The organism is Pedobacter nutrimenti (assembly GCF_003208655.1).
Lineage (GTDB): Bacteria > Bacteroidota > Bacteroidia > Sphingobacteriales > Sphingobacteriaceae > Pedobacter > Pedobacter nutrimenti.
This window is the reverse complement of sequence record NZ_QKLU01000001.1, coordinates 756278-769006: the sequence shown is the minus strand read 5'-3', so window position 1 is coordinate 769006 and position 12729 is coordinate 756278. Positions and strand designations below refer to the sequence as shown.

Genomic DNA, 12729 nt, shown 5'->3' with positions numbered 1-12729 from the left:
ATTCTAAGTTATGAAGAAGATCGTCTTGCTGATTGCAGCTTTTGCAGGAACAATAAGTTTTGTTTCTGCACAAAAATTACCATCCTCAAAAGTTCCTGCGGAGGTTAAAAATGCTTTTGGAAAAGCCCATCCTGAAATTAAATCAGTAAACTGGGAAAAAGAGAAAGATTATTTTGAAGCAGGTTTTGAACTGCGTGGGCATAAGATTTCCGAGGTATATACTGCAAAAGGTGTCTTGCTGGAAACCGAAACAACAATTAAAGTTTCTGAATTACCTGTTGAGGTGACAACTTATGTTTCCGGGCACTATAAAGGAGCAGCGGTTAAGGAGGCAGCAAAAATTGTTAAAGCCGATGGAACAATTAGATATGAGGCCGAAGTAAAAGGCAAAGACCTGATCTTTGATGCTAAAGGAAATCTGGTTAAAAATTAAACCTATGAAGTTCCTTAGGATACTGGTGCTGGCTTGTTTGCCAGGATTATGCTTTTCGCAGCAAAATGCCGATACACTGGCCCTTAACAATATTAAACAACACAACTTAATTACACAGGGGAGCGACTATAAACCAAAGGTCGCTTCCTTTATTATTCCTGCTGTTTTTATAGGTTATGGACTGGCCTCTTTGTCAGATCATAACGTCATCAGACGTCTGGATCTAAGTACCAGAGATGAGTTGCAGGAGGACCATCCTTTATTCGCTGCGCACATTGATAATTACCTTCAGTTTGTCCCGGCAGCGGCTGTTTATGGTTTAAATCTTGCAGGCGTTAAAGGAAAGCATTCCCTGGTGGATGCAACTGGCCTGTATGTTCTCTCGGAGGCAATTATGGGGGTAAGCGTGAAAAGTCTGAAGAGTGCTACGCACAGAATGAGGCCTGATGACTCTGGTTTTGATTCCTTTCCCTCAGGCCATACTGCCAATGCTTTTGTGGCTGCAGAATTTTTAAATCAGGAATATAAGGATGTATCGCCCTGGTACGGTTATGCAGGTTACACGGTCGCCACAGCAACGGGGGTTTTAAGAATGTACAACAATAAACATTGGGTCAGCGATGTGGTTGCCGGGGCCGGATTTGGTATTCTCTCTGCAAAACTGGGTTATTTTATTTACCCTAAGTTAAAAAGACTTATATTAGGTAATCATTCTTCAAGTTATAATGTAATGCCCTCTTATCAACAACATCGTATTGGATTTTCTTTTAATGGAACGTTTTAAAAAAGGTTTACTACTACTGGTTTGCTTTCTGTGCTGTGGTGTTTGGGTACAGGGGCAATCTGTTTCCAAAGCACCGGTGGATCTTGATTTTTTTGTAGACAATGCCCTTCATCACAGCCCTTTGATGAAAGACTATCACAACCAGCTGTTGATGAATAAGATTGACAGCATGCGTTTAAAGGCCGGTTATAAACCACAGCTGAACGCGAGTTCAACCGGGCTGTATGCCCCGGTCATCAAAGGTTATGGTTATGATGAGGCGCTAACGAATTCACATACCCTTGATGCTTTACTTACCCTGAATTACGGAATTATAACTGCTGGTCAGAAAAACAACCAGATGGAGGCCATCAGGCTGCAGGGCGATTCTATTCGTTATGCCACCAGGCTATCTGAACTCGATCTGCGAAAAGCAATTACTGATCAGTACATTGTTGCTTATGCCAGCCAGCTTCAGCTGGAGTTTAACAGGGATATTTCTGTATTGCTTTCAAAAGAGGAGGGCCTGCTTAAAAAATTGACCCGGGTTAATGCGTATAAACAAACCGAATACCTTACTTTTTTGGTTACTTTTCAGCAACAACAGCTACAATGGAAACAAGCTGAACTGCAGTTTAAGACAGATTATGCATTATTGAATTACCTGGCCGGTATTAACGACACCACCACTACAGTATTAAAAGAGCCCTTCTTTAATCCGGTTAAAGAGGTGTTTTCCGGTAAAAGTTTTTTTACCAGACGTTTTGAAATAGACAGCCTTAAAGCGCTGAACGAAAAAAAAGCTGTTGATTTTAATTACAGGCCGAAAGCCAGCGTGTATGCAAATGGAGGTTACAATTCATCCTTTGTATTGCAACCCTACAGAAATTTTGGTACCAGTGTGGGCTTTACGGTTTCGATTCCTATATACGATGGTCACCAACGAAAAATGCAATACAATAAGGTAGAACTTCAGGCCCGTACCAGCAGTTATTACCGGAGTTTTTTTGTTCAACAGCAAAAGCAACAGATGGATATGCTCCATCAGCAAATAAAAGAAACAGATGGATTGTATAAACAAATCAATGAACAGATCCGCTTTACCAGAAGCCTGATTGAAGCAGATAGCAAGCTGCTGCACACAGGTGATGTGAAAATAGCTGATTTTGTAATTGCCATTAATAATTATATGGCTGCCCAAAACTTACTTAGACAGACAAATATAAACAGACTAAAACTGATCAATCAGTTGAATTACTGGAACAGATAATATGAAAAAGTTGATCATCTTAAAGCACCTGAACTTTATGGCCTTTTTGGCCTTGCTTTTGTCTGCCTGCCACTCAAAAGAGGCAGCGGTGACCGCTGAGGCAGCAGCCCCTGTAACCCCTGTGCAAGTCAGTGGGATAGGGAAAACCGCACTGTCGGATTACCTCGAAATAAATGCGGTATCGGCTTACCTTCAAAAGAGCTATGTAAAGGCGAACATTAACGGTTATATCCAGTCGGTGAATGCGGTCATCGGAAAACAGGTTTCAGGCCATGAAATATTGTTTAGTCTGGTCACCAAAGAAGCAAGAGCCATAGGAAATACGGTCAATCAGCTGGATCCTGCTTTTAAGTTTTCAGGTGTCTCCAGGATCAGGGCCGATCAAAGCGGTTTTATTTCGGAAGTAAGTCATCAAAAAGGGGACTATGTTCAGGATGGTGAAGCGCTGGCTGTTATTATCAATCAGAATAGCCTGGTTTTTCTTTTGGATTTACCTTATGAGTTTAGAAATCTTCTTTCTATCAATAAAACTATTGAACTGAGTTTACCCGATGGAGAGAAACTCAAAGGGACATTGGGTGGTTCATTGCCGGCAGTTGATTCAGCGGGTCAGACCCAAAGAATTATTATCCACGTTCAACCTGGTCACAATATACCAGAAAACCTGATTGCAAAAGTTAAACTGATCAAAACTTCCAGGCCTAATGCACAAATCCTTCCAAAATCGGCTGTACTTTCCAATGAAACGGAAGATCAGTTTTGGGTGATGAAAATAATCAATGATTCTACCGCCGTAAAAGTTCTGGTAAAAAAGGGGATTGAAAACGACAATTCAATCGAAATCCTCAGCCCGGTCTTTGGTACAGGGGACCGCTTTGTGATTACAGGAAACTATGGGATTGCCGATACCGCAAAGGTTAAAATACTAAAATAAGTATGAAGAATTTTTTCATCTCGCACCGCAATCCATTGATGGTTGTACTTTTCCTGATCCTTTCAGGGGGGATATTCTCTTATTTTCAATTGAAGACCTCTCTTTTTCCGGAAATTACCTTTCCAAAAATTAAAATTATAGCAGAGGCGGAGTTGCAACCGGTTGACAAAATGGTTGTTACTGTGACAAGGCCATTGGAAAATGCAGTTAAACAAGTACCTGATCTAAAGCTCATCAGAAGTACGACCAACCGTGGAAGCTGCGAAATTTCTGCCTATATGAACAGCGGGGCAAATATTGACCTTAGTCAGCAGCGGATTGAATCGCAGATACAGAAAATCACCAACAGCCTCCCTCCGGGGGTAAATGTATCTGTAGAAAAAATGAACCCTGCAATCCTGCCTGTAAGTGGATATAGTCTGGAAAGTCATACGAAATCTCCAATAGAGCTAAAGCAGATTGCAACTTACACCGTAAAACCCTTTCTTTCACAAGTCAGTGGGGTTTCGGAAATTAGGGTGATTGGTGGAAAAACCAAAGAGTACTGGCTGGAACTTGATCAGGCGAAGATGAGTGCACTTAATGTGACACCGGATCAGGTCAGCAATGCATTGTCGCAGACAAATTTTATCAAATCAAATGGTTATCTGTCGGATTACAACTATTTATACTTGTCCATTACCGATGCAACAGTGAAAACGAAATCCGATCTTGAAAATTTAACCATGAGCAGGATCGGCAACAGAATATTAAGGGTTAAAGATATTGCCAGTGTACATATAGAAGAAGGGGTGGAGTATACCCGGATCAATGCGAACGGAAAGGATGGGATATTGATTGCAGTGATTAAGCAACCCAATGCAAATTTGGTAGACCTTTCTGATGACATGGCCCTAAAAATTAAAGAGTTAAAAAGAATACTTCCTGCGGGAGTTTATATAAAACCTTATTATGTTCAGGCAGATTTTGTAAACGAATCTGTTAAAAGTGTAAGGGATAGTTTGCTGATCGGACTTGCCCTGGCCATCGTTGTTGCCATTTTATTTTTGCGGTCTTTTAAAGCGAGTGCCACCATATTAATTACCATTCCGGTTACTTTATGCTTAACCCTGATGGTCCTGTATTTTATTGGGTACTCCTTAAACATTATGACCCTGGGGGCCATTGCTGCGGCAATCGGTCTGATTATCGATGATGCGATTGTGGTTGTAGAACAAATACATCGAACCCATGAGGAGCACCCGGAAGAACCCACAGTAACGTTGCTAAAAAAAGCCATTGATTACCTTTTCCCGGCAATGTTGGGCTCTTCAATCAGTACAATTGTGATATTTGTCCCTTTTGTGCTGATGACCGGAGTTGCAGGTTCTTATTTTCAGGTCATGACCAATACCATGATTATTACGCTGATCTGTTCTTTTTTTGTCACTTGGATTGGTTTGCCGGTCATTTACCTGATCCTGACCAGAAACAGCCAATTGAACACCATTGGTAAACATGCAGAAGCACATTCGGTGAAAAATCAAAAGTGGATTGCTTATTTTATTCACAGGCCTTACATCAGCATAATGGTGATGCTCTTGCTGGCTGTTTCTATTGTATTGGTATTTCCAAGGCTGGAAACAGGGTTTTTACCTGAAATGGATGAAGGAAGTATTGTACTGGATTACAGTTCCCCTCCCGGAACTTCCCTTGCTGAAACCGACCGGATGCTTAGGGAGGTGGAAAAGGAATTGGTTAAAGTACCACAGGTGCAGGCTTATTCAAGGAGGACGGGAACACAAATGGGCTTTTTTATTACTGAGCCCAATACGGGTGATTACCTTATTCAGCTTAAGCCGGACCGGGACAAAAGTACCGAAGAGGTCATCGCTGCTATAAGGGCAAAAATAGAAAGTACCCAACCTGCCCTTAAAGTCGATTTTGGACAGGTAATAGGGGATATGCTTGGGGATCTGATGAGTTCAACGCAGCCTGTTGAGGTGAAAATATTTGGAAATGACCAGGAAAAGCTGCAGTTTTTATCCAAAAAGGTAACTGAACTGATCAAACACGTACAGGGGACCGCTGATGTTTTTAACGGGATTGTATTGTCGGGTCCGACCTTAAATATTCAGCCAAAATTTAGTGCCTTGGCCCAGTATGGAATTAGCCCGGCAAGTTTTCAATTCCAGGTTCAGACCGCCTTACAGGGAAATGTAATTGGTAATCTTTATGATAAACAACAACTTTCTCCTATTCGCATGGTATATCCTGGCAGCCGGAGTTTTGGGGTAAACGACATCAGCCGCTTAAAAATATTTACCCCTGCCGGTGTGGCGATACCTGTTCAAAGCCTTGCTGCAGTAGATGTAAAAACAGGAAGTGCAGAAGTAGCCCGTGAAGACCTTCAGTCTATAGGGGTGGTTACAGCAAGACTTGATGGAAGGGACCTGGGGAGTGTAATGAAAGATATCCAATCGGTGGTTGGATCAAAATTGTCTTTACCTGCTGGTTATCACATTACCTACGGAGGGGCTTACGCTGATCAGCAACAATCTTTTAAAGAGCTACTGACCATTTTGATTGCTTCCAGTTTACTCGTTTTCAGTGTCATTCTGTTTTTGTTTAAGGATTTTAAAATTGCTTTTCTCATTTTGGTGATTTCAGTACTTGGCATTTCAGGAAGTTACCTCGCTTTGTTCTTAACCCATACCCCGCTAAACGTGGGCAGCTATACCGGTTTGATTATGATTGTTGGGATTATAGGAGAAAATGCCATATTTACTTTCCTGCAGTTTAAAGAATCCAGGGTGGATAAGGATAAAGAGCAGGCCATTATCTACGCGATATCCACCAGGCTTCGCCCAAAACTGATGACGGCCCTAGGTGCAATTATCGCCTTGTTTCCCCTTGCCCTAGGCATAGGAGCAGGTGCCCAGTTGCACCAGCCACTGGCCATAGCTGTGATTGGGGGCTTTCTGGTTGCACTTCCTCTTTTGTTGATTGTTTTGCCAAGTATGATCAAAAAGCTCTTATAAAAGCCGAGGGGTCAGCCTGTGGTGCTGTTCTTTTTTGGGAAAGGACTTTGCAAAAGGTAGGAAAAATGGGAGGCATGTTTATTGTCAAAGACATCAAGGCCAAAATTGATGTCAGCGGCTTCCATTTCCTTATAGGTTCCAAAAAGACGGTCCCAGATGCTCAAAACATCTCCATAATTACAATCTGTATAAGGCATTTTGTCGTGATGGTGTACCTGGTGCAGGTTAGGGGTAATCAACAACAGACCCAGTATTTTATCTGTTTTGCTCGGCAGGCGGAAATGAGTATGTGCAATAATGTTGGAAAAGGTTTGTACAGTTTGTCTTAAAACCAGTAGTCCGATGGAAGCGCCTGAAAGAAATACCCATAAACCAAGGAAGCACACCCTTATAAAAGTTTCCCCGGGATGTTCCCGAACGGTTGTGGACACATCCAGTTGTGTATCGGTATGGTGAACCAGGTGGAATTTCCAAAGGCTTTTTACTTTATGCATGGTCACATGATAAACATATTCAAAAAAGTCAAGCAGGAAAAACCCTGCCACATATTTAACCCATATACTACTGGAATAGGGTAAAAGGAATAATATTCCCCAATGATTTGTAAATGCCCATTCTGAGATGACGATAACCATCAGAGTCAGGCTCAATTGTATAGGTAGGGCCGTAAAGATGAACAAAAAGTTTAGCCCACTGTGCCGGAGTTTGTCTTTCCAGGGATTTAGGGAAGAAAATACTTCCGCAAACCAAAGAATGGAAATTACACCTGCATAAAGGACCACCTGAATAAGGGTCAGGTGGTCCTTGAAAATGTTTTCTATAGTGACTGTAATGGGGCTCATTTATTTTCCGATTTCTAAAATTCTAAAGGTACCTGGTACCCTTTGTGGTCTTTTTCCTTTTTCCTGGGAAGGCGTAAAATCCGCGGTAGGAAGAAAAAGATGGTGTGTTTTCGTATTCAAGGCTATTGTTCTTGCCCCTTTTGCTGTTTTTATTGTTTCCAGGACCTCAAATTTTCCTGGCTGAAGTTCCTGGACGACTGTAATATTGCCTTCGCCATTAGAGCTGTAGGCCCTTTTAAGAATTGGATCGTAAACCACCCCGTCACTTCCTTCTCCAATTGGAAGCACAGCCAACTCCTGACCGGTTTTTATATCCAAAACAATCATTTGTTTATTGCTGCAAACGCTAAACAGGCGGCCTCTGGACTGGTCTATGGCAAGTCCGCTGGGTTCTTCTCCTGTTTGCAGCTTATATCTTTTTTTAACCTTATTGGTTTTGATATCGAAAGCAACAATTTCATTTTTGTCTTCAATATTTACATAAATTGTTCCTTTTCCATCTGACACACCTGCCTCAGGTTTTCCCCCCAACGGAATGGTTGCAACCACTTTATCACTTACAGGATTTATGATGCTGGCGCTTTGGCCGCGCCCGTTAAAAACGATGACATTTTTGGAATATTCATCATAAAACAGAGCATCTGGGTTTTCCCCGACAGTTATTTCCCTAATTATTTTGTAATTTTTCAGATCAAATACGGTACAGCTTGCTGATTTGCCATTACTGGTATATCCTTTGCCAAATGGGCCTGCTATGGCAATACCGTGAACACCTTTGGTACCTGGAATATAACCAACGGAATCACCGGTTATTTCGTTCAAAATATTCACCTGATTGCCATGTGATACATATATTCTCTGATGAGGAACATCTATGCTGAGATAATCCCAACCGCCATCGCTGTTGATTTTGAGCTTGTTAACAATGTGCATTCCGGTTTTACCCTGCGCGTAGGTAAAAGCACAGGGAAACAGCAGGACCAGAGTCAATAGATTTGCCTTTTTCATAAAAATTTCTTTTTATCTAAAGAACACATAAAATCTGTAGTAAAACTGAAGTTAAATTTAAGTTACGATATTAGTCATTTTTTTGGGTAAAATTTCAAAAAAAGTTGTCTGCAATAGGTAGGGGCTAAATTTTATTGAAATTTGCTATTGATTTTTTTTTGTTAAAAATTATATATTTGGCAATAAATTAAAAATCAAAACATGGAAAAATTCGCAAAAGTTAAAGAACTTATTGCTTCTGTAGAGGCTGACGTAGAGAAATTTTATAGTGCAGGTAACGGTGCTGCCGGAACCAGAGTACGTAAAGCAATGCAAGATTTAAAAGTTCTTGCTCAGGACATCCGTACTGAAGTTACAGAAAAGAAAAACAGCGCTAAATAGTATTTTGCATTTATTGCTATATAAACAGCCTGCTAGAAGCAGGCTGTTTTGTTTTATGACTTTTGTGTACCACAATTAAACGGTTTAATTTAAACAGCTTCTTATCTTTGGCCCACAGACATAAAGAAACCATATTTTAAAATGACAATAGAAGAAAGAATCAAAGCATCAGAAACCAGAATATTCAAAGCAGTTTTTCCCAATACGACAAACCATTATGACACTTTGTTCGGGGGAACAGCTATGCATATGATGGACGAGGTGGCTTTTATTACCGCAACACGTTTTAGCCGCCAGATTATGGTGACTGTGAGCAGTGACAGGATTGATTTTAAACAACCCATTCCAGCGGGAACCATCGTAGAACTGATCGGAGTAGTCAGCCATATAGGAAATACCAGTTTAAAGGTTAAAGTGGATATTTATGTAGAACAAATGTATTCTCAACTGAGGGAAAAAGCGGTTACCGGAGAATTTTCTTTTGTGGCTATAGATGAGCATAAAAAGCCTACTTCCATTCTGAAGTAAATAGATATTCCTGATAAAAAGAAAGGCCCTGTCACATGACAGGGCCTTTCTTTTTAAGGTTTAATGAATTTTATACACCGATTTTTTTGCGGACATCGGCTGGTATACCCGCTTTGTTTAATAAGAAAGCGGTTGTTTTATATTTTACATAGTTTTTGGTTACATACAGATAACCTTTGTAGTCATTTGTAACCCCCCAGGAATTTTTTACGATATAGTATTCTTTTCCATTTTGGTCTTTAGTCAAACCAATGATGTGCATTCCGTGATCGTCAGTAGTCTGATAATTATCAAATGCCTGTTGGCGGTTGGTTTCATTAATTTCCATTTCAGGTTTAGGGCCGTCAAACATAGTTGATTTTTCCTCTGCGGTCATGGCTTCATAAGCTTTTTCCGGAACATAAGCGACACCATTCTTGTAAGAGAATCCTTTTTCGCTCACATCAGTTGCCCAGGCAACCGTATAACCTTTCTTTAATGCATGATCAATAATGTCGGTGATTTCATTGACTTTAACATTATAGACCTGATCAAATGACCAGTTGTCAGGAACTAGCAGTGTAAATTTAGAATAATAAGGATAATCATTAAATGAAGAAAGTTCTACATAATCGTCTGGATTAATGCCAACAACTTCTTTTGCAAAGCTCATTGGGGTATATTTTTTTCCATTGTAGTCGAAATTTTTAGGAACTTCCCCTAAATAAGCATCAATCACCGCCGCATAAGCTTTTTGCCAGTTTGGGGTTAAGGTTTTATTGGCGTCTTTAACAACTCCGGCCAGAATACCGCTCATTAATTCGCCCATTTCTCCGAATTTATTAATAGTGGTGCCATAATTTAAACCTGTATAAACAGATTGCGGAACAGCTCCATATTTTCTGTACATATTGATGACATCATGTAGGGCTCCGCCATCTCCCAGGGTAACTGCACCATGCATCCGAACATAATTTTTTCCTTTTTCTATATAGGCATTTCTGGCAGAAAATATTTCGGAAAGGGCTACAGGTGTTTTGCCCGCCTTGATCATTTCTGATTCCAGAAAAGAGTTTGTAGAATAGCTCCAGCAGGTACCCGAAGAGCCCTGGTTTTTAACAGGGGTATTGGCCAGATTAATAACATCTGTAAATTTGAAACTTTCTTTGCTCTTTGCGCTTTGGTTATTTTTTAAAGAATTGACCAGATTGTCCTGTGCTTGCGCATAATTCAGGCTGAATAATAACGAGGCCGCTAAAATTAATGGTTTAATTGTGGTTTTATTCATATATGTGTTAGTTAAAATTCATTTGTTCTCCCATCATCGCTCATCTCTATGTATCCCTGCATCAAACATAATGATTTATTTGCAACTGAATTGCATTATTGCGTATCTTTAAGGGATCGCTATGCATTGTTGCGAATTGCTTATTGAGGGCTTAAATTTACAATTGATTGTATATACAGACAAGTATTTAATCTTATTTTTACATTACTGATGAGCATTATTAAAAAGGTATCCCTAATGACCGGATTTCTTGGGGCAGGAAAAACGACACTGCTAAATGAAATCATTTTGCAGAGAAAAGAGCTTCGATTTGCGGTACTGGAAAATGAGGTTGGTGCACAAAGTATTGACGCTGAACTGATCATAAAAGGAGAGGGGCCGGTTATCGAATTGAATGATGGTTGTTTGTGTTGTTCATTGAATGAAGACATATTTGAGGTTCTCAATCAGTTATGGGATAAGAGAAGCCTGTGGGACCATTTATTAATTGAAGCAACAGGTATTGCAGACCCTGCCAATATTGCGCACCCCTTTTTAACAAATCCAAACGTACAAAAGGGCTTTTCACTTCAACAGGTGATTTGTGTAGTAGATGTCCAGCTTATTGAAGACCAGCTTAAGGAAACCCAGGAAGCCATTCAGCAGATTTCATTTAGTGATGTAATTCTGTTAAATAAAGTGGAGCAGGTTTCTGTTCATTATGCAAATGAGATTGTGGATAAATTGAAATTAATTAATCCTTTTGCAGAAATACTGGTCCGTTCCCGTGAAAATTTTAACACCAGCCTGCTTTTTAAAAAGGAAAATACTTCATTTTTTAAGCCCAAAGTTAATTTTCTTCCGGTTAAAGGAGTCGTTAACCTTTCCTCTGTATCGGCCATGGGCCCTTTAAAAAACATTCATACCCGTCATCAGCACAGTGATATTGAAACGGTATTGCTCTGCTATGGGCAGGATTTTGACATTACATTGCTCCGGCAGCGTTTACTCGTTTTTCTGATCCTTCAATCCTCAAATGTGTATCGTATAAAGGGGATAGTCGCTTCAAAAGGAGCTTCTTCTAAAATGGTCGTTCAAACTGTTTCAAAGTCGGTTTCCATAACTGAAGGAGAAACCTGGGAAAAAGAAGCAAAAAGGGAGAGTAAAATTGTCATTATTGGTCGCAATCTCCAAAGTAAGGGATTGGATAAAATGTTCAGGGCTTGCCTGGCGGAGCAATCCATGGAAGGTGCATTTTAATTATACAATGGCCGTTTTCACTGTTCTTTAAATCAAACTCCACTTCATCTCCGTACAGCTGTTTGTAATTGACTCCATATTTTTCAAGATCCAGTAATAATTTTTCGTCAGCCGCTGCGCTGTAATCGAGGCCCATACCAATGGTCGTATCGCCTGCGGTTACCTCTATTTTTAAGCTAGCTGGTTTTTCAGGTGCTGTTTTGCAAAAAAACTCAAGAATATTGATCAAACATAATGGGGCTATGTTTTTTTCGGTTGTTTGACCATACACCTTAAGCTTTATGGCAAGGTTATTCCGCTCTTCTGATTCTATGAAACTGATAAAAGAATTCAAAGCAAGAAGTTCTTCTGTTAAGGGGCTAAATGCCTGACGGCCCCGATACAATCTGTAACGCATTAAATCGGAGAAGGTAATGATAGATTGTGAAGTTTCTTCTTTTTGCTCCCTGGCAGCTCTTTTCAATTGTTGCAGGGACCTCATTAAGAAATCAGGACTGATATTCGTTTTGAGCAGGTTTAGTTTAACCTGTTCGATTTCTTTTTGTTCATTTTCCAGTTCCTGTATGGTGTCATTTTCTTCATTTTTTTCCATGAAGAACAGAAGCGCCGAAAAAATCAAAAAGTTAAAAAAATAACCAAATAGCTGAATCAAATATTGTTTGATAAAACTTAGTTTTGCGACGTTTTCCAATTCGACGATTCTGGGAAATAACCTGTTGAAATAGATGTTAAGAGCAGGGAAAATAATCATGGAAAGCAAAACAAGCATCCAAAACAACATTTTTCTATTTCTTTTAAAAAAAATAGGGATCAGAACCAGACAATAGGTGTAAAAGAAAGCAGCAATTGGCAAGTTGACCAAAAAGAAGTTGTAAAATATAACCGAAGGCGTGATGGCTTCTTTGGATGTCAGGCTTGTGTTTAGAATTGTACCAATAACCAACACCCAGGTCCAGTACAGTACATGAGCGACCCACCGGTATTTGGTAAAATAAATCCAGCGGCTTTTTTCGTTAATTTCTAGCTGTACAAATTGGTTCATTG

At 40.0% G+C, this 12729-nt stretch carries 12 protein-coding genes; 8 read left to right on the top strand and 4 right to left on the bottom strand.

Annotated features, from left to right (window positions below; all coding sequences use genetic code 11):
• Positions 1-10: 10 nt before the first annotated feature.
• Genes B0O44_RS03165 through B0O44_RS03145 form a run of 5 tightly spaced genes read left to right on the top strand, consistent with a single transcriptional unit; the run spans position 11 to position 6420 of the window.
• Positions 11-433, top strand: coding sequence for a PepSY-like domain-containing protein (locus tag B0O44_RS03165; RefSeq protein ID WP_110827228.1), 423 nt, complete (start codon positions 11-13; stop codon positions 431-433).
• Positions 434-437: 4 nt separating this feature from the next.
• Positions 438-1217 (top strand): phosphatase PAP2 family protein, encoded by a 780-nt coding sequence (locus B0O44_RS03160; RefSeq protein ID WP_110827227.1) that lies wholly within the window; start codon positions 438-440, stop codon positions 1215-1217.
• Positions 1204-2466: a TolC family protein gene (locus B0O44_RS03155; RefSeq protein WP_110827226.1), complete on the top strand. Its 1263-nt coding sequence runs from the start codon at positions 1204-1206 to the stop codon at positions 2464-2466. Before B0O44_RS03160 ends, B0O44_RS03155 begins: the two co-directional genes overlap by 14 nt.
• Position 2467: 1 nt before the next feature.
• Positions 2468-3400 carry an efflux RND transporter periplasmic adaptor subunit gene (locus tag B0O44_RS03150; protein WP_110827225.1) on the top strand — a complete coding sequence of 311 codons (933 nt, stop codon included), beginning with the start codon at positions 2468-2470 and terminating at the stop codon, positions 3398-3400.
• A 2-nt stretch (positions 3401-3402) separates the two neighbouring features.
• A complete protein-coding gene (locus B0O44_RS03145) occupies positions 3403-6420 on the top strand; it encodes an efflux RND transporter permease subunit (RefSeq protein WP_110827224.1) in 3018 nt (1005 codons plus the stop codon).
• 11 nt (positions 6421-6431) lie between these two features.
• Here the strand turns inward: B0O44_RS03145 and B0O44_RS03140 are convergent, their stop codons facing one another.
• The gene (locus B0O44_RS03140) at positions 6432-7262 is read right to left on the bottom strand and encodes a sterol desaturase family protein (RefSeq protein ID WP_110827223.1); all 831 of its coding nucleotides are present in this window, start codon (positions 7260-7262) and stop codon (positions 6432-6434) included.
• Entirely contained in the window at positions 7263-8270 is a 1008-nt protein-coding gene (locus B0O44_RS03135) for a YncE family protein (protein WP_211321299.1), read from the bottom strand. It abuts the gene before it with no gap.
• Between the two features lie 201 nt (positions 8271-8471).
• On the opposite strand from B0O44_RS03135, the gene B0O44_RS03130 reads away from it, so the two are divergent.
• Both B0O44_RS03130 and B0O44_RS03125 read left to right on the top strand, forming a co-directional pair.
• A complete protein-coding gene (locus B0O44_RS03130; RefSeq protein WP_110827222.1) occupies positions 8472-8651 on the top strand; it encodes a histone H1 in 180 nt (59 codons plus the stop codon).
• 141 nt (positions 8652-8792) lie between these two features.
• A complete protein-coding gene (locus tag B0O44_RS03125; RefSeq protein WP_110827221.1) occupies positions 8793-9179 on the top strand; it encodes an acyl-CoA thioesterase in 387 nt (128 codons plus the stop codon).
• A gap of 70 nt (positions 9180-9249) precedes the next feature.
• Here B0O44_RS03125 and B0O44_RS03120 read toward each other — a convergent pair whose 3' ends face one another.
• Complete coding sequence (locus B0O44_RS03120) at positions 9250-10446, bottom strand: C1 family peptidase (protein ID WP_110827220.1); 1197 nt, start codon at positions 10444-10446, stop codon at positions 9250-9252.
• A gap of 210 nt (positions 10447-10656) precedes the next feature.
• On the opposite strand from B0O44_RS03120, the gene B0O44_RS03115 reads away from it, so the two are divergent.
• Positions 10657-11685 carry a CobW family GTP-binding protein gene (locus tag B0O44_RS03115; RefSeq protein ID WP_110827219.1) on the top strand — a complete coding sequence of 343 codons (1029 nt, stop codon included), beginning with the start codon at positions 10657-10659 and terminating at the stop codon, positions 11683-11685.
• On the opposite strand, the gene B0O44_RS03110 is transcribed toward B0O44_RS03115, so the two are convergent.
• Positions 11642-12727 (bottom strand): histidine kinase, encoded by a 1086-nt coding sequence (locus B0O44_RS03110; RefSeq protein WP_110827218.1) that lies wholly within the window; start codon positions 12725-12727, stop codon positions 11642-11644. The genes B0O44_RS03115 and B0O44_RS03110 overlap by 44 nt on opposite strands.
• Positions 12728-12729: the final 2 nt, after the last annotated feature.